Raw genomic sequence first — 21,337 nt, 5'->3', positions numbered from 1 at the left:
AGCGGCCCGTCAGCCAGTTCGGGCGCCCTGTGGCGGTCGACCTTGGGCGTGCTGGGCTTCCTCGTCGCGATTGCGCTGACCTTCCTCGGCCTGCTCGCCATCACCTTCTTCATCGGTCGTGTCGTGCCGATCGATCCGGTTCTTGCCGTGGTCGGCGACCGCGCTCCGCGTGCCGTCTATGAGGCCGCGCGCATTGAAATGGGGCTCGACCGGCCGCTGATCGTCCAGTTCTTCCACTATGTCGGCAATGTGCTGACCGGTGATTTCGGCATGTCAGTGTCGACCGGCCGGCCAGTCGCAGAGGATCTGGCTCGCGTCTTCCCGGCGACGCTGGAGATGGCCACGCTCGGCATCATGATCGGCGTGCTGCTCGGCGTGCCGATGGGCGTCTATGCCGCCAGCCGTCAGGGTAGCCTGGTCGACCAGGCGATTCGCGTCGTCGGCCTGCTCGGCTACTCGGTGCCGGCCTTCTGGCTCGGGCTTGTCGGCCTGGCGCTGTTCTATGCCAAGCTGCAATGGGTCGGCGGCCCTGGCCGCATCGACATCTTCTTCGACGGCATGGTCGAGCCGGTGACTGGCCTTCTGCTGATCGACAGCCTGATTGCCGGTGAAACGGAGATATTCGTCAATGCGCTGACGCATCTGGCGCTGCCGGCAGCGGTGCTGGGCTTCTTCAGCCTGGCCTACATCGCCCGTATGACGCGCTCCTTCATGCTCGACCAGTTGGCGCAGGAATATGTGACGACGGCGCGGGTCAAGGGTGTGCCCGAGCGGCTGGTGCTGTGGCGCCACGCTTTCCGTCCGATCCTGGTTCCGCTCATTACCGTTATCGGCCTTTCCTATGCCGGCCTGCTCGAAGGCTCGGTGATGATCGAGACGGTCTTCTCCTGGCCCGGCATTGGCAACTACCTGACCACGGCACTTCTCAACGCCGACATGAACGCCGTCCTGGGCTCGACCCTGGTCATCGGCGCCGTGTTCATCGGCATCAACAAGATTTCGGACGTGCTCTACCGCGTCCTCGACCCGAGGGCACGCTGATGGCTACGACTCGCGACTGGCTTCTCGACGATTCGCCATCCTCGCGCCTGCAGGCACGGCTTGGCCGCAGCTACCGGCTGACGCGCGCCTTGATGCGCAATCCGTTGGCCGTGGTCGGCGCTTTCATCGTGTTGACGCTGATCCTGGTGGCGCTGTTCGCCCCGTGGATCGCCACCCACTCGCCGGTTGGCCAGAACCTCGATATGCGGCTGCTGCCGCCGAGCGCCGAGAATTGGATGGGCACCGACGAACTCGGCCGCGACATCTGGAGCCGCGTGGTCTACGGCGCGCGCATCACGTTGATGATCGTGGCGCTCGTCGCGGTACTCGCAGCACCGGTCGGCCTCGTCGTCGGTGCGGTTGCCGGCTATTTCGGCGGCTGGACCGACCGTATCCTGATGGGAATCACCGACATCTTCCTGTCGATGCCCAAGCTGATCCTGGCGCTGGCCTTCGTGGCGGCGCTCGGGCCCGGCATCCAGAACGCCATCATCGCCATCGCCATTGCCACCTGGCCCGGCTATGCGCGCATCGCCCGCGCCGAGACGCTGACCATCCGCAACTCGGAGTTCGTCGCTGCCGTCGAACTGCAGGGGGCGTCGTCGTTCCGCGTCATCGTCAACCATATCCTGCCGCTCTGCACCTCCTCGATGATCATCCGCGTCACCCTCGACATGGCTGGCATCATTCTGACTGCCGCCGGCCTCGGCTTCATCGGCCTTGGCGCACAGCCGCCGCTGCCCGAATGGGGCGCGATGATCTCGCGCGGCCGCTCCTTCATCCTCGACCAGTGGTGGGTAGCGACCATGCCCGGCTTCGCCATCGTCATCGTCAGCCTCGGCTTTTGCTTCCTCGGCGATGGCCTGCGCGACGTGCTCGATCCCAAGCATGGAGACCGCCAGTGAGCAGCTTGCTTGAAATCGAAAACCTGCGCGTCACCTTCCCGACGGCGCGTGGTCCGGTCGACGTGGTCAAGGGCCTGTCGCTGACGCTCGGCCGCGAGCGCCTGGGCATCGTCGGTGAGAGCGGTTCGGGCAAGTCGATGACCGGCCGTTCGATCCTGCGGCTGATCCGTGCCCCCGGCAAGGTCACCGCCGACAAGCTGCGTTTTGACGGTGTCGACCTGCTCAAGCAGTCGGACAAGCAGATGCGCGCTATCAGGGGCGCCCGCATCTCGATGGTCATGCAGGACCCGAAATTCTCGCTCAATCCGGTCATGACCATCGGCGACCAGATCGCCGAGGCGCTGCTGACGCACCAGAAGCTCGGCCGCGCCGATATCAGAGGCCGCACGCTGGCGATGCTGGAAGCCGTGCGCATCAACGATCCCGAGCGCGTGCTCGGCCTCTACCCGCACGAAGTCTCGGGCGGCATGGGCCAGCGCATCATGATCGCCATGATGCTGATCCCCGAGCCGGACCTGCTCATCGCCGACGAACCAACCTCGGCGCTCGACGTTTCGGTGCAGGCGCAGGTGCTGGAAATCATCGACGATCTGGTCAAGCGCAAGGGCATGGGCCTGATCCTGATCTCCCACGACCTCGAGCTCGTTTCCGCCTATTGCGACCGCATCCTGGTGATGCGCGCTGGCGAGGTGGTCGAGGAATGCGCTGCTGGCGAACTCCGCAACGCCAAACATCCCTATACGCGCGGCCTGCTCGCCTCGATCCCGCGCCTCGACGAGGATCGCGAAGAGCTACCGGTCCTGCAACGCGACGAGGCTTCGACATGAGCGCGCTGACAATCGAAAACCTCGACATCTCCTACGGCACCTCGAAGGTCACTCACGGTATCGGCTTTTCCGTCGCCGAAGGCGAGAGCTTCGCGCTTGTCGGCGAAAGCGGTTCGGGCAAGACCACCGTGCTCAAGGCGATCGCCGGCATGGCAAAGCAATGGACCGGCTCGATCTCGGTGTTCGGCCAGCCAAGGAGCCCGGGCATCGACCGCGGTTTCGCCCGGCAGTGCCAGATGGTGTTCCAGGACCCCTATGGCTCGCTGCATCCGCGCAAGACGGTCGATGCGACGCTCAGCGAGCCGCTCACCATCCACGGCATTGCCGACAGCGGCGCGCGCGTCGACGAGGTGATGCAGTCGGTCGGCCTCGACCGGCGCTTCCGCTTCCGCTTTCCCCACCAGCTCTCCGGCGGCCAGCGCCAGCGCGTGGCGATTGCGCGCGCGCTGATCCTCAAGCCGAAGTTCCTGCTGCTCGACGAGCCTACTTCGGCGCTTGATGTGTCGGTGCAGGCGGAGATCCTGAACCTGCTCAAGCGCCTGCGCCGCGAGCAGGGGCTGACTTACCTGATGGTCACCCACAACCTGCCTGTCGTCTCGTTCCTGTGTGACCGCCTGGCCGTCATGCGCCATGGCCGCATCGTCGAGATCGCGACCGTCGACCAGCTCAAGCGCGGCGCGCTCGAAAATCCCTATTCGCGCGAGTTGATCGAACTCGGCGCGGCTCATCCCAAGACCTGAAATATCGAGGTAATCATGACAGAAACCGCATTCGCCGAAGCGCTCGGCGCCTTCGATGCCGCCCTTGCCACCACCACGGAAGTCGAGGGCGTGTGGAAGGCGCTGCAGGCGCTGGCTGACGTTGTCGTCGGCGCCAAGCTCTTCACCATCATGAAGGTCGACTGGGCGACCGAGCGGTCCGGCCGCGTCTACACCAGCCACCCCGACGAGTACCCGGTCTCGGGCACCAAGCCGATGAACCGCACCCATTGGTTCGACACGATCCACATCCAGCGCAAGCCCTTCGTCGCCAATACGATCAAGGACATCGCCGACGTCTTCCCCGACCACGAGACGATCTGGCAGCTCGGCTGCGGTTCCGTGCTGAACTGGCCGGTGTTCATCGCCGACCAGATGGTAGGCACCGTCAACATGCTGCATGACGAGCATTTTTACACGCCGGCCCGCGTCGAGGCCGCCAAGCACCTCTCGCTTGCGGCCAAGGCTGCCTTCCTCGCCGCCGAGCACCTGGCACGCAAGTAAGCCGCAGGGCACCTTTGGATCGAGCGCCGCGCATCCGTCCGGATGTGCGGCGCTCTTTTTTTGCAGGCGTGCTCCTGGTTTGCCGAGGCTGCGATCCCTCGTACCTACCGGTCCCACCCTCGACATTGTCAATGCAACCGTTGCGCATATAGACTTCGCAACGGGAGGTGGCTCGCCGCTCAGGCAAGCCAGGCGGGCCGGCAACGACATGTTCGCTGGGCACAATCCATATCTGGTCGCCCTGTCGGTGGCGATTGCCATCCTGGGCGGCTACACCGGCTTCGGCCTTGCAGCGCGGGTGCGTGCCGCTTCCGGTGCCCGGCGCCGGCTTTTGCTCGCCGGGGCTGCCGGCTTTTTGGCCGTCGGCATCTGGACCATGCATTTCATCGGCGTCATGGCCGCACCTATTCCCGCCGATGCAATCTATCTGGTGTTGCCGACCATCGTCTCCTTCCTGATCTGCGCGCTGGTTGTGGGCGTGTCGCTGTTCTTCATCAGCGTCGGCAAGCCCTCCGCCGGCCGTCTGGCCGCATCGGCGCTGCTCATGGGCGGCGGCATCGTGTCGATGCACTATGTCGGCATCCACGGCCTGTCGGGTGCGTTCACCATCGAGCACGACCACCTGATGGTCGCCCTCGCCACCGTCATTGCCATCGGCGCGGCCTATGGCGGGCTGAAAATATTCTTGGCGCGGCAGGGCGGGGCGCGCTTGGCGCTGAGCGCCGTGGCCTTCGGCCTAGCCGTGTCGGGCATGCACTATACGGCCATGTACGGCATGCATTTCCGCCCCGCGACGGACCACGCGCATGATTTCGGCGGGCTCACGGCGTCGCCGCAGGTGCTAGCGCTTGTGGTGTCGCTGCTGTGCTTCGTCATCGCCGCAGGATTTCTACTCTTTCTGGTGCCCGAGCCGCGCCGGCGCGAGGCATCATCAGGGGCGATAGGGACGGAAGATGTCCTGGAGCCGGTGTCGGCCACTGACCTCCTCGTCGATGGCGCGTTTGCTTCATGGAGCCACCAATCACCCTTTCCGGGGCAGCGTACCGGACCCGCGCCGCTCGGCGGCGTCGGCCAGCCGCGGGCGCTGCCGGTATCGCTGATGCCGGTCGAAGGTGCTGACGGCACGCATTTCATCGCTGTCACTGATGTGCGCGGCATCCGCGCCTATGCGCACTACACGCTCCTCCACGACGGCACCCGCGAGCGCATGTCGCCCTGGTCGATCTCGGAGGCGGAAACGCGGCTCGACCCGGCCTTTTTCATGCGCGTCCACCGCAGCCACATCATCGCGATCCCGCATGTCAGCCTGATGCGCAGGGAAAGGGACGGGGCGGTTGTCGAGCTTGACGGGCCATCGCCGCACCGCGTGCCGGTGAGCCGCGCCAAGATCGCCGAACTGAAAGCCCGGCTCGGCATCGCCGGGCGAAATGGCCATTCGGACTGACGGCCGATAGGTCGCTATCGCTGACGCAGTTCGTGCGTGAATATCCGCAGTTCGTGCGAAAATCCGCCCCTCGTGACAGCCCTGGTGCCACTGCCTTGTGGGCGCGCGAAGCTTCGGAACAGTCTTCGCTCGACGTTCGCGCTTCACGCTTGCCGGACGCATGGAGGAGAAAATGATTCCCGGTCCATTCAGCTACCATCGGCCTTCGACGCTGGCCGATGCGGTGAGGCTGCTTGCCTCCCTTGGTGATGAAGCCAGGCCTTTGGCGGGCGGCCACAGCCTGATCCCGATGATGAAGCTGCGGCTCGCGACGCCGCAAAGTCTGGTCGACCTGCACGGCATCGACAGCCTCAGGGGTATCCGAAGCGACGGCGGCGCAATTCTCATCGGCGCGATGACCACCCAGCACGACCTGATCGGCTCTGACGTGATCGCCAGGTCGCTGCCTATCCTGGCGGAGGCCGCAGCCCTGATCGCAGATCCGCAGGTCCGCTATTGCGGCACGATCGGCGGCAATGTCGCCAATGGCGATCCCGGCAACGACATGCCCGCCTTGATGATGACCCTCGGCGCCAGCTACTTGCTCGAAGGTCCGGATGGAAGCCGCACGGTCGCGGCAACGGATTTCTACCAGGGTGCCTATTTCACCGCACTCGAGCCCGGCGAGATCCTGACCGCGATCTCGATACCCGCGCCGTCCTCCGGCCATGGCTATGCCTATGAGAAACTGAAGCGGAAGGTTGGCGACTACGCCACCGCCGCCGCCGCCTTGGTGCTCACCATGTCGGGCGGCAAGGTCGCGACCTGCTCAATCGGGCTCACCAACCTCGCCGAGACGCCGTTGCTTGCCGAGGATGCTGCGAAGGCCGTGATCGGCACCGACCTCGACGAGGAGTCGCTGAAGCAGGCCGCTGCCGCCGCCGAGGCGATCATGTCGCCGTCGGCTGATACGCGTGGCCCGGTCGAATACCGCAAGCATGTCGGCGGCATCATGGTCATGCGCGCGCTGAAGCGCGCCGCCGCCAGGGCCAGTTGAGGGAGGCACAGATGGCAAAGACCCATATCACCATGAAAGTGAACGGCACCGAGGTCGAAGGCCTCGTCGAGCCGCGCACGCTGCTTGTGCATTTCATTCGCGAGAACCTCCAGCTTACCGGAACCCATATCGGCTGCGAGACGACCCATTGTGGCGCCTGCACCGTCGACATCGACGGCATGTCGGTGAAGAGCTGCACCATGTTCGCCGTGCAGGCGGATGGCGCTGAGATCCTCACCATCGAGGGCATGGCCAATGCCGACGGCACGCTGTCCGCCCTGCAGGAGGGCTTCCGTATGATGCACGGGCTGCAATGCGGCTTCTGCACGCCGGGCATGATCGTCCGCGCGCACCGGCTGCTGCAGGAAAATCCGACCCCGACCGAGGAGGAGATCCGCCTCGGCATCTCCGGCAACATCTGCCGCTGCACCGGCTACCAGAACATCGTCAAGGCGATCCAGTACGCCGCCGCCAAGATCAACGGCACCGAATACAAGGAGGCTGCCGAATGAACGACATGGCTCCCACGCGGGAACAGCGCGAAGCGAAACTGGAGGGCATGGGGTGCAAGAGAAAGCGCGTCGAGGACGCGCGCTTCACCCAGGGCAAGGGCAACTATGTCGACGACCTGAAGCTGCCGGGCATGCTGCATGGCGATTTCGTCCGCTCGCCCTATGCCCATGCGCGCATCAAGTCGATCAACACGGAAGCCGCGCTGAAAGTGCCGGGCGTGCTCGCAGTAATCACGGCGGAGACGCTGAAGACCGTCAACCTCGCGTGGATGCCGACGCTCGCGGGCGACGTGCAGATGGTGCTGGCCGACGGCAAGGTGCTGTTCCAGAACCAGGAAGTGGCCTTCGTGGTGGCGACCGACCGCTATGCTGCCGATGACGGCATCAACGCCGTCGAAGTCGAGTACGAGTCGCTGCCAGTCGTCATTGATCCCTTCCACGCCATGGACCCGGATGCGCCGGTGCTGCGCGAAGACCTCGCCGGCAAGACCAGCGGAGCGCATGGCCCGCGCAAGCATCACAACCACATCTTCGAATGGAGCGTCGGCGACAAGGACCTGACCGACGCCGCCTTTCGCAAGGCCGACGTCACCATCAAGGAGATGCTCTCTTACCAGCGCGTCCATCCGTGTCCGCTCGAGACCTGCCAGAGCGTCGCCTCCTTCGACAAGATCAATGGCGAACTGACGCTTTGGGGCACGTTCCAGGCGCCGCATGTCATCAGGACGGTGGTGGCGCTGATCGCCAACCTGCCCGAACAGAAGATCCACGTCATCTCGCCCGACGTCGGCGGCGGATTCGGCAACAAGGTCGGCGCTTACCCTGGCTATATCTGCTCGGCGGTAGCCTCCATCGTCACCGGCAAGCCGGTGAAGTGGGTCGAGGACCGCATCGAGAACCTGACCTCGACTGCCTTTGCCCGCGACTACCACATGACGACCGAGATCGCGGCCACCAGGGAGGGCAAGGTCACTGGCTTGCGCGTCCACGTGCTGGCCGATCACGGCGCCTTCGACGCCTGCGCCGATCCCTCGAAGTGGCCGGCCGGCTTCTTCAACATCGCCACCGGCTCCTACGACTTTCCGACAGCCCATGTGAGCGTCGATGGCATCTACTCCAACAAGGCGCCGGGCGGCGTCGCCTATCGCTGCTCGTTCAGGGTGACGGAAGCGGCCTACTGCATCGAGCGCGGCATGGACATTTTGGCCCAGAAGCTCGGTATGGACCCGGCGGAACTCAGGCTCCGGAACTTCATCAAGGCGGAGCAGTTCCCCTACCACTCGGCGCTCGGCTGGGAGTATGATTCCGGCGACTACGCCACCGCCATGAAGAAGGCGATGGAAACGGTGCAATATGCCGAGTTGCGCAAGGAGCAGGCTGAGAAGCGCGAAGCCTTCAAGCGCGGCGAGACGCGCGAGATCATGGGCATCGGCGTCTCCTTCTTCACCGAGATCGTCGGCGCCGGCCCCTCGAAGAACTGCGACATCCTCGGCATCGCCATGTTCGACAGTTGCGAGATCAGGCTGCACCCGACTGGCGCTGGCATCGCCCGCGTCGGCACCAAGAGCACCGGCCAGGGCCATGAGACGACCTGGGCGCAGATCATTGCCACCGAGATCGGTATTCCGGCCGACAGGATCGCGGTCGAGGAGGGCAATACCGATACCGCGCCCTACGGCTTAGGCACCTATGGCTCGCGCTCCACGCCCGTGGCGGGTGCGGCGATCGCCACCGCGGCACGGAAGATCAAGGCCAAGGCGCAGATGATCGCTGCCTACAAGCTCGAGGTCCACGAGGACGACCTCGAATGGGACATCGACGGCTTCCGGGTGAAGGGCCTGCCGGAGAAGACCATGTCGATGAAGGACATCTGCTGGGCGGCCTACAATTCGGTGCCGCCGGGCATGGAGCCGGGGCTGGAGGCGGTCAGCTACTACGACCCGCCCAACATGACCTATCCGTTCGGCGCCTATATCTGCGTCATGGACATCGACGTCGACACCGGCGTCTACAAGGTCAGGCGCTTCTACGCCCTCGACGATTGCGGCACCCGCATCAACCCGATGATCATCGAAGGGCAGGTGCATGGCGGCCTGACCGAGGCCTTCGCCATCGCGATGGGCCAGGAGATCCGCTACGACGACACCGGCAACGTGGTGACCGGCTCGTTCATGGATTTCTTCATGCCGACCGCGGTCGAGACGCCGCACTGGGAAACCGACTTCACCGTCACCCCGTCGCCGCATCATCCGATCGGCGCCAAGGGCGTCGGCGAAAGCCCCAATGTCGGTGGCGTGCCGGCCTTCTCCAACGCCGTGAACGATGCCTTCTCCTTCCTAGGCTCGACGCATATCCAGATGCCGCATGACTACTGGCGCAACTGGCAGGCGGCCAAGGATCTCGGTGTGACGGGAGGCTGAAGCATCGACGGGCCATGACCCACTCCCGAGAACAGATCGTCGACCGAATGGCGGAGGTCGGCTATATCGCCGACACTGAGCTGGCGACGGCGATCTCGCTGATGCAGTTGCTGAAGCGGCCGCTTTTGCTGGAAGGCGAGGCGGGCGTCGGCAAGACCGAGGTCGCCAAGGCGCTGGCCTCGGTCTACTCGACAAGGCTGATCCGACTCCAGTGCTACGAGGGCCTAGACCAGGCGGCGGCACTCTATGAATGGAACTACCAGCGCCAACTGCTCGCCATCCAGGCGCATCAGGGCAAGGGTGCGTCCGATATCGAGGACCGGATCTTTTCCGAAAAATACCTTCTGGAGCGGCCGCTTTTGGCCTCGATCCGCCAGCAGCAGCCGCCGGTCCTGCTGATCGATGAGGTCGACCGCGCCGACGAGGAGTTCGAAGCCTTCCTGCTGGAACTGCTTTCGGATTTCCAGGTCTCGATCCCGGAACTGGGCACGATCACCGCGACCACAATTCCGCATGTGGTGCTGACGTCGAATGCGACGCGCGAGCTTTCCGACGCGCTACGCCGGCGCTGCCTCTACCACTATGTCGACTTTCCCGACGTCGACCGCGAGGCGCGTATCATTATGGCGCGCATCGACGGCACTGGTGCCAATCTGGCGCTGCAGATCGCGCGCATGGTCGAAAGCATCCGCAAGGAGGACCTGCGCAAGGTGCCCGGCGTCGCCGAAACACTCGATTGGGCGGCGGCGCTGGTTGGCCTCGACGTGCGCGACCTCCATGACCGGCCCGAACTGGTGCAGGAAACGCTCGTGTGCCTGCTCAAGACCCACGAAGACAAGGCGCGCATGACCCGCGAGGTCACCGAACGCCTGCTGGGGAGGGTGGCATGAGCGCCGTCGCGCCCGGCAGTCTCGACCAGATGGACGAGGCCTCCCGCCGCGTCGCGCAAAAGCTCGCGGCATTCCTCAAGACGCTGCGCGACAACGACTTCACCGTGGGCATGCGCGAGGGGCAGGACGCGGCGGCGCTGATAGCCTCTGGCTTCGCCCGCAGTCCCGGCCTGCTGCGGTCGGCCTTCAAGCACCTGTTTTCCGCCCGCAAGGCCGACTGGGAGAAATTTGACGGCATTTTTGACGCCTTCTGGCTCGGCCGGCGCGTGCGTTCGCGCACGACGGTCACGGGTGCGACAAGGCCCGCAAGCAGCCCGTCACTCAAGACCTTGCAGGACGCGCAAGGGGCTGAGCGGGGCTGCGCGGCCGATCAGTTGCCGTCGAGCGAGGAAGCCCCGGAAGAGGGGCATGGCGAGGGCAGGGCAGAAGGTGCGTCGCTTAGTGAAAACCTCGCCGAGGTCGATTTCAGGAAGATGGCCGAGCCGGTGCAGATCGCCGAAGCGCACGCCGTCGCTGCCAGGCTGGCGCGGGCCATGCGCACGCGGCTGACCCGCCGCGATCTTGCGAGGCGGAGCGGCTACCGGCTTGATCTGCGCCGCACCATCCACCGCAACATCAGCCATGGCGGCGTGCCGATCAGCCTGGTCCGCCGCCGTCGCAAGGACAAGCCGGTCAAGCTGGTCGTCCTGCTCGACGCTTCGGGCTCGATGAGCATGTATACCGGCTTCTTCCTGCGCTTCATCCATGGCGTGCTCGATGAGTTCCGCGAGGCCGAGGCCTTCCTGTTCCACACCTGCCTTGCCCATGTCTCCGGTGCGATGAAGGAGCGCGACGCGCAACGCGCGCTCGACCGGCTGTCGATGATGGCGCAAGGGGCGGGCGGCGGCACCCGGATCGGCGAGAGCCTGGCCACCTTCAACCGCTGGCATGCGGCGCGCGTGCTGCATTCGCGCAGTTGCGTGATGATCGTCTCCGACGGCTACGAGACGGGCGAAGCGGCCCTGCTGGGGCGCGAGATGGCACAACTCGCAAGGCGCTGCCGGCGCATCGTCTGGCTCAATCCGATGATTGGCTGGGACGGCTATGCGCCAGAGGCCGCTGGCATCAAGGCGGCGCTGCCGCATGTCGACCTTTACGCCCCGGCGAACACGCTCAAAAGCCTCGCCGACCTCGAACCCTATCTTGCCAAGCTGTGACGGAGGCATCCCTGCCATGTCTGCCCATGTCGACGTGATGGATCTGGTATCCCGGCTGAAGGCGGCCGAAGAGGCCTTCGTGCTGGCGACCGTCGTGCGCACGGTTTCGGTGACGGCGGCTAAGGCCGGCGCCAAGGCAGTGATTCGCCCTGATGGTAGCGTCGCCGCCGGCTGGATCGGCGGCGGTTGCGCCAGGGGCGCCGTGCTCAAGGCAGCGCGCGAGGCGCTGGCCGACGGCGAGCCCAGGCTGGTGTCGATCCAGCCGGAGAATCTCCTGGCCGAACTTGGGGTCAAGCCGGGCGAAAGCCGCCAGGGCGTAAGATTCGCAAGGAACATGTGCCCGAGCCAGGGCACCATGGACATTTTCGTCGAGCCGGTGCTGCCGCATCCGTCGCTGGTCATCCTCGGTGCCAGCCCGGTGGCGCTGGCCCTGGCCGAGCAAGCCCGGCCGCTCGGCTATCACGTGACGGTTGCCGTACCCGCGGCCGACATGCCCGCGATTCCCGACGCCGACACGCTGATCGACGGTTTTGTGCTCGAAAACCTCCACGACTGCAGCCGCTTCATCGTGGTGTCGACGCAAGGCAAGGGCGACGAGGATGCGCTGAAGGCGGCGCTGGGCGTGGAGGCTTCGTTCAGGGCCTTCGTCGGCAGCCGCCGCAAGATGGCGGCACTGCGCGAACAATTGCTTTCACAGGGTTTCGAGGCTGCGGCGCTGGATAGCGTCAAGGCGCCTGCCGGCCTCGATCTCGGCGCCATCACGCCCGAGGAGATCGCCCTGTCGATTCTTGCCGAAATCACGCTGGAGCGCCGTCGCGGCCAGCGCGGCGCGTTTGGCGGTTGATGATTCCGCGCTCGCGACAGCCCAACGAGAATCGCGATCAGCCTTCTTCTGTCAGACCAGACCGAGTTCGGCGTCCGTGGCCGTCCCAGAATATTTCGCGCGCGGTGGCCATGGCCGCTTCTGCCAGTGTGGTTCGAAGGCGAAGCTGGAGACCGAGCGCCCGGTCGGCAATGCGCCGTTGCCCGCCCCAATGGCGTAGTCGTAGTAGAGCTTGATGATCTCTTCCTTGCCGACCTGCTGGGCGGCGGGATGAGCCAGGCAGGCATCGCGCCAGCGGCGGACACGCCCCAACCTCTCATCAGTGATGTCGAAGCCTTCGTAATAGTCGAGGAACCAGAAGCGCATGAACATCGGTGTGAAGACGGCTTCCGCAAGGCCGAAGCGGTCGAACAGGAAGGTCCCGCCAGGGTTCTGCCATTCGAGGAAATCGTTCAGCCGGCGATACTGAGCCACCATCGCCTCGCGGAAGGCCTCGCGCCGCTCCGGGTCCTGATTCATGACGAAGCGGTAGCCAGCCCCGGTGAAATCGCCCTCCATGGCTATCAGCATGGATTCTATGGCGCGTTCGTAAGGCGTAGCGCGGGCCACGGCCGGATCGGGAAAAAGCTCGTCGAGATAGCGCAGGATGACCAGACTCTCCTTCAGCACGCCCTGCGCGGTCTGCATGATCGGCAGCGCCGTCGAGCCGCGCGAGAGTTCCAGCAGTGCGGCATCGCGCGGACGCGTGATGTCGACCACCTTGAACCTCACGGCCTCGCGCCGTCCTTTCAGTTCGAGCAGAATCTCCACTCTCTGAGAAAATGGACAGACTGGGATGTGGTAGATGATCGGTGCCATGGTGCCCCCACTGGATCGCGGCCTCGCTAAGCGAAAATTGCCCACGGTGTCGCCCAAGGTCAACCAGGTCGCGGGGGGGACGATCGCCAGGAGCCGCTGAGTTTCCGTTCCTTGACGTCCAAGGCGGCGCAGGACTCGAAAGTGATCTTTGTTGCGTAAAGGCTGGGGAGTGCCGAAAGCGGCCGCTGGGCGCACGAAAGCGAGGCCGCTGCCCCGTGCTGCAATTTGATACGGCTCTGCTTCTCAGGCGGCCAATTCGGTGGCCACTCTATTTATCAGAGACAAAGCTAAAATTGAGGAATGATGGTGGGCGATGACGGGCTCGAACCGCCGACATCTTCGGTGTAAACGAAGCGCTCTACCAACTGAGCTAATCGCCCCAACCGCGCGGAGCTTTAAGCGGTTCGTTGCCGATCCGCAAGTTCAAATCGGGCCTCCACGACAGGTCGGGCCAGCTTGACGCAGCGTTTCCGAGCTGTGGAAAAATAGACGACAAAGAATGTCGATTATCTCTTCGATGTCGCTTGACACTCCCCATCGAACCCCGTAATTCACGCCCAACGACGCGGCGCCCAGCGCCAACGTCCAGAGCGCGGGTGTAGCTCAGTCGGTTAGAGTGCCGGCCTGTCACGCCGGAGGTCGCGGGTTCGAGCCCCGTCACTCGCGCCATTTTTAAGGGCTCGTCCCTTTGCCTCATCTCTCCAAAAGCCGACAAAGCTACTGCCGCAGGGCTGATTTGCGACTGTAGCAAGGTTTTGCTGAACGTTGTTTGTGGTCAGTTTCATCGCAACTGGCGATGTGCGGCGTCGGCGCAAGCCTCGCGCACTTGTCCCAATTCAGCTCTGTCCGAGGCGCGTCCGTCGAGCGATTTGGGCGAGTTGCGAGTGTTTCACATCTAGCGCTGTGGGTAGGCGGTATCGCCATTTGACAGCCGCAACTTTACCCCTTAATGCAGCCTCACGACGCGGCGCCCAGCGCCAACGTCCAAAGCGCGGGTGTAGCTCAGTTGGTTAGAGTGCCGGCCTGTCACGCCGGAGGTCGCGGGTTCGAGCCCCGTCACTCGCGCCAGTCCTTTGAAGGACTTGTGACAATTTCCTCCAAAGGTATATGTGCAAAATGCAGTTAGGCTTGGGCCGCTGCAGGTGTTCAGGCGCGGTGTTCCACGTCGCAGTTCGGAACAATGCGGCTGCATTCCAGCATTGATGGTGCGGCATGGCGTGGATTCGGGCCTAATGGCTGTGCCTGTTGGCGGCGCCGGAATCGATTGGAACGGGTGTGATTCCTTCCCGAATGCGATTCCTGCCTGCTTGCCAGATTCTACAGATATTGGCCGAGCTTCTTGCCGACCTTGATGAAGCGCAGCGGATCGACGGCATCGCCCTCGCGTCGGATCTCGTAGTGCAGGTGCGGTCCGGTCGAGCGGCCGCTGCTTCCCACTTCGCCGATTTCGTCGCCGGTCGCCACCTTCTGGTCTGGTGCGACGAGCACCTTGCTCAGATGCGCGTAGCGCGTGGTGAAGCCGTCGCCATGGTCGATCTCGACCATGCGGCCGTAACCGCCGTTCCAGCCGGCCTTTGTGACGGTCCCGCTGGCGGTGGCGCGGGCCGGGGCGCCGGGAGGCGCGCGAAAGTCCATGCCTGAATGCAGCGCCGGCGCGCCGATCAATGGATCCTTGCGCACACCGAAGCCGCTTGAGATCGAATGGCCGGCGGCCGGATTGGCGAGCGGCAGCTTGAGCGCCTGTTGCTTGATCCGGTCCAGCGCGTTGAGCGCTTCGTCGAGTTCCTTGACCTTGCTTTCGAACACCGTCGATTTGTCGAGCACAATGAGCGGGCCGCCGACGTCAGACTTGCCGTATTCGTTGGCGACAGGAAGGCCGGCGCCCTCGAGTGCATCGGCGATGGCGTCCGCTGTCTGATAGGCGCCGTCGGTCAGCGCGCCGATTCGCTGGACTTGCTCGGTTTCGATGTCGCGTAGCGAACTGTTGATGGCAACGAAAAGTCTGTCGGCACGGTCGGCATGGCTTTCGCCGTCGGGCGCGGTCGTATCCGTGGACAAGAAGGTGAAGGGTCGCATCGCATCGCCGCCCGCACTGGCGAAGGCTAGCTTGGGGGCCGTGCCGATTGTCGTGTCCTTGAGTTCTGCGCGTTCGTCCAAAGGCTTGGCGGGGGAGGTGGGTTCAGTCGCGCCGGAGACGCGGCTGATCAGCGGCCCCAGTCGCCCGTTACGCTCGCTCAGTTGCGATTGCCGGGCCAGCAACTCGCTGACCTTGGTCTCCATCAGTTGCTGGTCGAGCAACTGTCGGCTGGTGATGCGATCCACCTGCGCGCGAAGCGCTGAGATCCGGTCTTCATAGGCGTGCTGCATGCGCGCCTGGCGCGCCGTGGTCGCGCCAATCAGGTCATCGCGAAAAACCAGGTAAGACGTGGCGAGAAGGTAGCCCACCGCGACGGCCGCGCAGGCCGATCCTGCGGCGACAGCGACCCACGGGCGCACGGTGAAATGACGAATCTCGTTGCCGCGCGCAATGATGACCGTATGCGGTTCCTTGCGCCTGCCGAAGACGGCCGCCTGAGCTGTTGCTTTCACCGGACCAAACTCTCACTCGCGGAATATCGACGGTCCGATTACATATTATTAGGGTTAACAAAGCTTTGCGCGGGACGTGCTGGCCACAGGTCGGGCCTGGATTGGAAATAGTACCTGCTCCGGCCAAGGCGCGGCAGGTGTCGTCAAATTGATCCGTCGCAGTGAGTGGCCATGGTTTTGTGCCTCAAAACGGACCCTACAGCGACCTGACTGCCTCTAGAACCTCCTCGGCATGACCGGGCACGCGCACCTTGCGCCAGATTCGCGCGATCTTGCCGTCCGCTCCGATCAGAAAGGTCGTCCTCTCGACGCCCATATATTTGCGGCCGTACATGCTTTTTTCTGTCCATACGCCATAGGCCTCGAGTGTTTTTAGCTCCTCGTCGGCGACGAGATCGATGCCAATTTGGTGCTTGGCCTTGAATTTGTCGTGTTTCTTGGCGCTGTCGGGTGACATGCCGATGACGATTGCCCCTGCCTTCTCGAATTCTGGCTTCAGCCGTGTGAAGTCGATCGCCTCAGTGGTGCAGGCGGGCGTGTTGTCCTTCGGGTAGAAATAAAGGACGACCGGTTTGCCGGCGAAGTCGGAAAGCGTCAGAATACCTCCGCTGTCACGAGGCAGATCGAATTGCGGGGCGTCTTGGCCAATCTCGAGTACAGACACAGCTATGACCTTGTTTGAAGTTACGCGTGAGCTTGCCAGGATGTCAGGTTATCAATGACAGACTTGGATTCGTCCACAAACAAGATGGGTACGGGACAAAGCGTGGCTCAGGAAGTGCTTCGGCACGAGAAAATCCGGTTCAGGCGCGACGAGATCACGGATCTCGGTGCGTTGCCTTCGGCAGCCGGACAGGATCTGAATCGCCCGCGCGTCTCGGGCTGGCGGCGGGCGGGCCACTGCCTTTTGGCCGCGGTTGCCGTCCTCGGTTCGCTCGTGCTTCTTGCCGTCATCGCCATCGAAGCCGTCAGCTATTCCGGCCTAGGCCAGGACCGTATGCGCAGGGAGGCCGAGCACGCCATCGAGCAACTGGCCGGCATGAACGTCACCGTTTCGATGGGGCAGGCGCGGCTGGCATTCGACGGGCTCAGGCTGATCGCGGTTGAGGTTCCCGACGTCAAGCTGACGCGCTCGGACGGCACGACCATGGCCGAAGCCGGGCTGATGCGGTTCGGCATAAGGCTGCTGCCTCTGCTGACGGGCGATGTCCTGCTGGGAAATGCCAAGATTTCGGATGCCCGCATTGCCGTCGATGCGATGCCGGTAGACGGCGGCGCAGACTGGACTGCCGTTCTGCGCGACAAGGATGGACTTTTCGATCCGCAGAAGATTCTGGACGAGACCTTTCGGGGCGTGCATCGCGGTTTCGATGCCGTCCGTTTCGACGGCATGCGCTCGATTGCGCTCGCCAACGTCGATTTCGTGCTGCCCGCGGGTGGTGAGGTCAAGGTCGTCAGGGTGGTGGACGCAACGTTGTCTAAGACCCGGTCCGGCGAGCTTGGTGTTGGCGCCAGCTTCGATGTCGACGGGCGCGAAGTCGAGCTTTCCGCTTCCGCCTCGACCGAGAAAGATGCCGACCGCATCACCTCGCTCGACGCGACCGTGTCGATGAGCGACCCGCTGTCGGGGCAGGCGACCGAATTGCCGGCCACGAAGGACAGCCGCATCGGTTCGGCCGAGCTCAAGATCAGCGGCCGCGAGGGCCCCGGCGGCGAGGGCTCCGAACTGATCGCCAAGGGCTCGGTCGGCAAGTCGACGCTCGACCTCGGCCCGCGAGGACAACTTGTTGGCGACATAGCGCTGGATCTGCGGGTGGCAGACGGGTCGAGCAACGTCGACATCCGTCAGCTCAAGATTGTCACCGGGCGCACCAGTTTCGATTTCGCAGGTGGCGTCGGGCCAAGGCCGGCAACGGGCACGCCGGGGGAAAATCCCGCCTATCGCTTCCAACTGACAAGCCGGGAATCGCGCCTCGCGCCGGACGAATCGCCCGAGCCGGTGTTGGGTTTCATGGCTCGTGTCGCCGGCACCTACGATGTCGTGACCAAGACGTTGTCGGCTGACCAGGTCGGGATCAAGTCCGGACCGGGCGGCGAGGTGCTCGGCAAGGCCTCGGTGCAGTTTGTCGACGATCAGGCACCCGGTATATTCCTGGCGTTGAACGTCCACGACATGAGTGTCGCGCATGTGAAGCAATTCTGGCCCTGGTTTGCCGCGCGTTCTGCGCGGCTCTGGGTCCTGCAGAACCTGTTCGGCGGTCGCGTTGTCGACGGCAACTTGCAGTTCGACGTGAAGCCCGGCCGTCTCGGCAATGGCGTGCCGCTCAATTCGCAAGAGGTCTTCGGCCGGTTCGAAATCGATGGTTCCCGCTTCGATACCGCTGGCCGCATTCCGGCCGTTCGGGACGCCAAGGGCGTCGTCGAGTTCCACGCCAACGACGTCGACGTCTCGCTTTCCTCCGGCACCGTGTTCATGCCGAGCGGCCGCACGGTCGCGGCCTCCAATGGCACGCTCAAGGTCACCAAGGCCAACATCATGCCCGTCATCGGCGCGTTGGACATCGATGTTGCCGGCAGCGCCGACGCGGTCGCCGAACTGGCGTCCTACGAGCCGATCAACGCCATGCGTCATGTCGGCATCCAGCCTGAAGAGCTCTCCGGCGATGTGACCGGCAACGTCAAGGCAGACATTCCGCTCACCAAGGGCATAGACACCGACAAGCTCGATTGGACGGTGGAACTGAATTACGAAGGGCTTTCGGTCGCCAAGCCGTTCGACGGCCAGAAACTGTCGGACGCCGACGGGACCATTACCGTGACGCCCGGCAAGGCCGTCATCGGCGCCAGCGGCAAGCTCAATGGCGTGCCGGCCGAACTGGATCTGGTCGAGCCACTGCGCGACAAGGAGATCGCCAAGGAGCGCAACGTCCAGTTCGTGCTCGACGACAAGGCGCGCAATGCCCTGATTCCCGGCCTCTCGGACGTCCTTTCGGGCACCATCAAGGTTGATGTCGAGCAACTCGACGGAGGCAAGCGGAACATCGAGGCCGATCTTGCCGCTGCCCGGCTCGACATTCCCTGGGTCGGCTGGAGCAAGGGGCCTGGAATTCCTGCAAAAGTCTCGTTCACGATGGAGACGGAGGGCGAGCGCTCGACGCTGTCCGATTTCCGCCTCGAAGGCAAATCCTTCGCCATCAAGGGTAATGTCTCGCTCGCCAATGGCGGCCTGGCGTCCGCGCGTTTCGATGAGGTAAAGCTCAACCGCGACGACGATGTCGCCGTCAACGTCAAGCGTGCCGGCAAGGGCTTTTCGGTCCAGGTCAAGGGCAACTCGCTTGATGCGCGGGCGCTGATCAAGCAGTTCATGTCCGACGCGGACACCGCCACCAGATCGGCAGGATCCAATTCGGTTTCGGTCACAGCGCAAGTCGGCACGCTGATCGGCTTCAACAATGAAAAGTTGTCCAATGTCACGCTCGACTATTCGGGTGCCGGCTCGAAGGTGAATAGCCTCAAGGTTTCCGCCACCGCCAGTTCGGGTGGTGCAATCAGCGTCAGCAATGGCGGACAGGGCGGCGGGCGGCGTCTCGACGTGCGCTCGGCCGATGCCGGTGCCATCCTGCGGTTCCTCGACATCTATGCGCGCATGCAGGGCGGCAGCCTGGCGTTGGCGCTGGAATCGACCGGCAACGGGCCGCAGAAGGGCCAGGTCGACGTTCGCGATTTCTGGGTGGTCAACGAGCCGCGGCTTGCCTCGATCGTCTCCAGCAAGCCCGCCGGCGACGACCGCAGCCTCAATCAGGCGGTGCGCAAGGATATCGACACTTCGCGGGTCAAGTTCGAGCGCGGCTTTGCCCAGATCGACAAGCGGGAAAACTATCTTGCGCTGCAAAACGGCGTTCTGCGTGGCCCGCTGATCGGCACCACCTTCCAGGGCACGATCTACGATCAGCAGGGACAGATGAACATGACCGGCACCTTCATGCCTGCCTATGGTCTCAACCGCATTTTCGGCGAGTTGCCGCTGGTCGGTGTCATCTTGGGCAATGGCCGCGACCGCGGGCTGATCGGCGTCACCTACAAGCTCTCGGGCGACGCCAAGGCGCCCAAGCTGCACGTCAATCCGCTATCGGTGATTGCGCCCGGCATCTTCCGGACGATCTTCGAATACTGAGCACGGCCTCATCCAAAGCCGCCTCCAGACATGAAAATGGCCGGCAATGCCGGCCATTTCTGCTTTTGCGAGGTGCGGTTCCTTAAGCCGGACGCACCAGTATGTGCTTTTTCTTGCCTAGCGACAGCTTGACGACGCCTTCGGGCGTGAGATCGGCTGCGGTCACCGCGCGGCGCTCGTCATTGACCGCCTGGTCGTTGATCCGCACGGCGCCGCCCTGGACATGCCGGCGCGCTTCGCCGTTGGATGCTGCAAGCCCGGCACGAACCACCAGCGACAGCAGCCCGATACCGGCCTTCAACTCGTCGCCGGGAACCTCGACGGTCGGTAGCGTTTCGGCAAGGGCGCCTTCCTCGAAGGTCTTCCGCGCTGTCTCGGCAGACTGCTCGGCAGCGGCGCGGCCATGCAGCATCGCTGTCACCTCGGTCGCCAGCACCTTCTTGGCGTCATTGATCTCCGAGCCGCCGAGGGCCGCCAGTCGTGCGATCTCGTCAAGCGGCAGCACCGTGTAGAGCTTGAGGAAGCGCTCGACGTCGGCGTCTTCGGTGTTGCGCCAGTACTGCCAGAAGTCGTAGGCGGAGAGCATGTCGGCGTTGAGCCACACCGCCCCGTTCATCGACTTGCCCATCTTGGCGCCCGACGAGGTCGTCAAGAGCGGCGAGGTCAGCGCGTAGAGCTGCGGGGTGCCGAGGCGATGGCCGAGGTCGATGCCGTTGACGATGTTGCCCCACTGGTCGGAGCCGCCCATCTGCAGGCGCAGGCCATAGCGCTTGTTGAGCTCGACGAAGTCATAGGCCTGCAGGATCATGTAGTTGAATTCGAGGAACGACAGCGACTGCTCGCGGTCGAGCCGTTGCTTGACGGAATCGAAGCTCAGCATCCGGTTGACCGAGAAATGCTGACCGACGTCGCGCAGGAATTCGAGATAGTTGAGTGGCGTCAGCCATTCGGCGTTGTTGACCATCAACGCATCGCGCGGGCCCTCGCCGAAGGTCAGGTAGTTCGAGAACACCTGCTTGATGCCGTCGATGTTCGACTGGATCGTTTCCGGCGTCATCAGCTTGCGCGCCTCGTCCTTGAAGGACGGATCGCCGACCATGCCGGTGCCTCCGCCCATCAGCGCCACGGGGCGATGGCCGGTCTTCTGCATCCAATGCAGCATCATGATCTGGATTAGGCCGCCCGCGTGCAGGCTCGACGCCGTCGGGTCGAAGCCGATATAGGCGGAGACGATTTCCTTGGCGAAGAGTTCGTCGAGGCCTGCTTCATCCGAAATCTGGTGGATGAAGCCGCGTTCCCAGAGAATGCTCAGGAAGTCGGATTTGAGGGCGGGCATTTTTTCTTTCTCTTCGCGGACGTT

General features: G+C 63.9%; 17 protein-coding genes and 3 tRNA genes. 15 read left to right on the top strand and 5 right to left on the bottom strand.

What is annotated here, in order from left to right; translation table 11 throughout:
• Positions 1-48: 48 nt before the first annotated feature.
• The 12 genes from ABSY17_RS16115 (at position 49) to ABSY17_RS16060 (ending at position 12,377) form a co-directional block, all read left to right on the top strand.
• Positions 49-1,041 carry an ABC transporter permease gene (locus tag ABSY17_RS16115; RefSeq protein WP_378952747.1) on the top strand — a complete coding sequence of 331 codons (993 nt, stop codon included), beginning with the start codon at positions 49-51 and terminating at the stop codon, positions 1,039-1,041.
• The gene (locus tag ABSY17_RS16110) at positions 1,041-1,946 is read left to right on the top strand and encodes an ABC transporter permease (protein WP_378942874.1); all 906 of its coding nucleotides are present in this window, start codon (positions 1,041-1,043) and stop codon (positions 1,944-1,946) included. Before ABSY17_RS16115 ends, ABSY17_RS16110 begins: the two co-directional genes overlap by 1 nt.
• Positions 1,943-2,773 carry an ABC transporter ATP-binding protein gene (locus tag ABSY17_RS16105; protein WP_378942871.1) on the top strand — a complete coding sequence of 277 codons (831 nt, stop codon included), beginning with the start codon at positions 1,943-1,945 and terminating at the stop codon, positions 2,771-2,773. The genes ABSY17_RS16110 and ABSY17_RS16105 overlap by 4 nt, the downstream gene beginning before the upstream one ends.
• The gene (locus tag ABSY17_RS16100) at positions 2,770-3,513 is read left to right on the top strand and encodes an ABC transporter ATP-binding protein (RefSeq protein ID WP_378942869.1); all 744 of its coding nucleotides are present in this window, start codon (positions 2,770-2,772) and stop codon (positions 3,511-3,513) included. Before ABSY17_RS16105 ends, ABSY17_RS16100 begins: the two co-directional genes overlap by 4 nt.
• Positions 3,514-3,528: 15 nt before the next feature.
• Complete coding sequence (locus tag ABSY17_RS16095) at positions 3,529-4,035, top strand: GAF domain-containing protein (protein WP_378942867.1); 507 nt, start codon at positions 3,529-3,531, stop codon at positions 4,033-4,035.
• Positions 4,036-4,243: 208 nt separating this feature from the next.
• Entirely contained in the window at positions 4,244-5,479 is a 1,236-nt protein-coding gene (locus tag ABSY17_RS16090; RefSeq protein ID WP_378942864.1) for an MHYT domain-containing protein, read from the top strand.
• A gap of 172 nt (positions 5,480-5,651) precedes the next feature.
• Positions 5,652-6,515: an FAD binding domain-containing protein gene (locus ABSY17_RS16085; RefSeq protein ID WP_378942862.1), complete on the top strand. Its 864-nt coding sequence runs from the start codon at positions 5,652-5,654 to the stop codon at positions 6,513-6,515.
• Between the two features lie 11 nt (positions 6,516-6,526).
• The gene (locus ABSY17_RS16080) at positions 6,527-7,027 is read left to right on the top strand and encodes a (2Fe-2S)-binding protein (protein WP_378942859.1); all 501 of its coding nucleotides are present in this window, start codon (positions 6,527-6,529) and stop codon (positions 7,025-7,027) included.
• Positions 7,024-9,447 (top strand): aerobic carbon-monoxide dehydrogenase large subunit, encoded by a 2,424-nt coding sequence (locus ABSY17_RS16075; RefSeq protein ID WP_378942857.1) that lies wholly within the window; start codon positions 7,024-7,026, stop codon positions 9,445-9,447. Before ABSY17_RS16080 ends, ABSY17_RS16075 begins: the two co-directional genes overlap by 4 nt.
• A 14-nt stretch (positions 9,448-9,461) precedes the next feature.
• Positions 9,462-10,337 (top strand): AAA family ATPase, encoded by an 876-nt coding sequence (locus ABSY17_RS16070; RefSeq protein WP_378942854.1) that lies wholly within the window; start codon positions 9,462-9,464, stop codon positions 10,335-10,337.
• Entirely contained in the window at positions 10,334-11,533 is a 1,200-nt protein-coding gene (locus ABSY17_RS16065) for a VWA domain-containing protein (RefSeq protein ID WP_378942852.1), read from the top strand. The genes ABSY17_RS16070 and ABSY17_RS16065 overlap by 4 nt, the downstream gene beginning before the upstream one ends.
• A gap of 16 nt (positions 11,534-11,549) precedes the next feature.
• Positions 11,550-12,377, top strand: a complete 828-nt coding sequence (locus ABSY17_RS16060) for an XdhC family protein (protein ID WP_378942850.1) — start codon at positions 11,550-11,552, stop codon at positions 12,375-12,377.
• A gap of 51 nt (positions 12,378-12,428) precedes the next feature.
• On the opposite strand, the gene ABSY17_RS16055 is transcribed toward ABSY17_RS16060, so the two are convergent.
• On the bottom strand, positions 12,429-13,214 hold the full coding sequence (locus ABSY17_RS16055) for a glutathione S-transferase family protein (protein ID WP_378942848.1): 786 nt from the start codon (positions 13,212-13,214) through the stop codon (positions 12,429-12,431).
• Positions 13,215-13,518: 304 nt separating this feature from the next.
• A tRNA-Val gene (locus tag ABSY17_RS16050) sits at positions 13,519-13,594 on the bottom strand.
• Between the two features lie 212 nt (positions 13,595-13,806).
• On the opposite strand from ABSY17_RS16050, the gene ABSY17_RS16045 reads away from it, so the two are divergent.
• Positions 13,807-13,883: transfer RNA gene (locus ABSY17_RS16045), tRNA-Asp, on the top strand.
• A 322-nt stretch (positions 13,884-14,205) separates the two neighbouring features.
• A tRNA-Asp gene (locus ABSY17_RS16040) sits at positions 14,206-14,282 on the top strand.
• 249 nt (positions 14,283-14,531) lie between these two features.
• On the opposite strand, the gene ABSY17_RS16035 is transcribed toward ABSY17_RS16040, so the two are convergent.
• On the bottom strand, positions 14,532-15,803 hold the full coding sequence (locus ABSY17_RS16035) for a peptidoglycan DD-metalloendopeptidase family protein (RefSeq protein WP_378942846.1): 1,272 nt from the start codon (positions 15,801-15,803) through the stop codon (positions 14,532-14,534).
• 196 nt (positions 15,804-15,999) lie between these two features.
• Positions 16,000-16,467, bottom strand: a complete 468-nt coding sequence (locus ABSY17_RS16030; protein ID WP_378942843.1) for a peroxiredoxin — start codon at positions 16,465-16,467, stop codon at positions 16,000-16,002.
• Positions 16,468-16,521: 54 nt separating this feature from the next.
• On the opposite strand from ABSY17_RS16030, the gene ABSY17_RS16025 reads away from it, so the two are divergent.
• Entirely contained in the window at positions 16,522-19,977 is a 3,456-nt protein-coding gene (locus tag ABSY17_RS16025; protein WP_378942841.1) for a DUF3971 domain-containing protein, read from the top strand.
• An 82-nt stretch (positions 19,978-20,059) separates the two neighbouring features.
• On the opposite strand, the gene tyrS is transcribed toward ABSY17_RS16025, so the two are convergent.
• On the bottom strand, positions 20,060-21,313 hold the full coding sequence (gene tyrS / locus ABSY17_RS16020) for a tyrosine--tRNA ligase (RefSeq protein ID WP_378942839.1): 1,254 nt from the start codon (positions 21,311-21,313) through the stop codon (positions 20,060-20,062).
• Between the last annotated feature and the right edge of the window lie 24 nt (positions 21,314-21,337).

Origin of the sequence: Mesorhizobium sp. ANAO-SY3R2, assembly GCF_042466635.1 — a bacterium.
Lineage (GTDB): Bacteria > Pseudomonadota > Alphaproteobacteria > Rhizobiales > Rhizobiaceae > Aminobacter.
Note: the sequence above shows the minus strand (reverse complement) of the source record. Positions and strands in the feature narration are given on the sequence as shown.

Bases quoted from the DNA above. Each gene is read 5' to 3' on its own strand.
- ABSY17_RS16095 (WP_378942867.1), top strand. From the start codon at position 3,529: ATGACAGAAACCGCATTCGCCGAAGCGCTCGGCGCCTTCGATGCCGCC.
- tyrS (WP_378942839.1), bottom strand. From the start codon at position 21,313: ATGCCCGCCCTCAAATCCGACTTCCTGAGCATTCTCTGGGAACGCGGC.
- ABSY17_RS16100 (WP_378942869.1), top strand. From the start codon at position 2,770: ATGAGCGCGCTGACAATCGAAAACCTCGACATCTCCTACGGCACCTCG.
- ABSY17_RS16055 (WP_378942848.1), bottom strand. From the start codon at position 13,214: ATGGCACCGATCATCTACCACATCCCAGTCTGTCCATTTTCTCAGAGA.
- ABSY17_RS16065 (WP_378942852.1), top strand. From the start codon at position 10,334: ATGAGCGCCGTCGCGCCCGGCAGTCTCGACCAGATGGACGAGGCCTCC.
- ABSY17_RS16085 (WP_378942862.1), top strand. From the start codon at position 5,652: ATGATTCCCGGTCCATTCAGCTACCATCGGCCTTCGACGCTGGCCGAT.
- ABSY17_RS16070 (WP_378942854.1), top strand. From the start codon at position 9,462: ATGACCCACTCCCGAGAACAGATCGTCGACCGAATGGCGGAGGTCGGC.
- ABSY17_RS16025 (WP_378942841.1), top strand. From the start codon at position 16,522: ATGACAGACTTGGATTCGTCCACAAACAAGATGGGTACGGGACAAAGC.
- ABSY17_RS16090 (WP_378942864.1), top strand. From the start codon at position 4,244: ATGTTCGCTGGGCACAATCCATATCTGGTCGCCCTGTCGGTGGCGATT.
- ABSY17_RS16075 (WP_378942857.1), top strand. From the start codon at position 7,024: ATGAACGACATGGCTCCCACGCGGGAACAGCGCGAAGCGAAACTGGAG.
- ABSY17_RS16060 (WP_378942850.1), top strand. From the start codon at position 11,550: ATGTCTGCCCATGTCGACGTGATGGATCTGGTATCCCGGCTGAAGGCG.
- ABSY17_RS16110 (WP_378942874.1), top strand. From the start codon at position 1,041: ATGGCTACGACTCGCGACTGGCTTCTCGACGATTCGCCATCCTCGCGC.
- ABSY17_RS16080 (WP_378942859.1), top strand. From the start codon at position 6,527: ATGGCAAAGACCCATATCACCATGAAAGTGAACGGCACCGAGGTCGAA.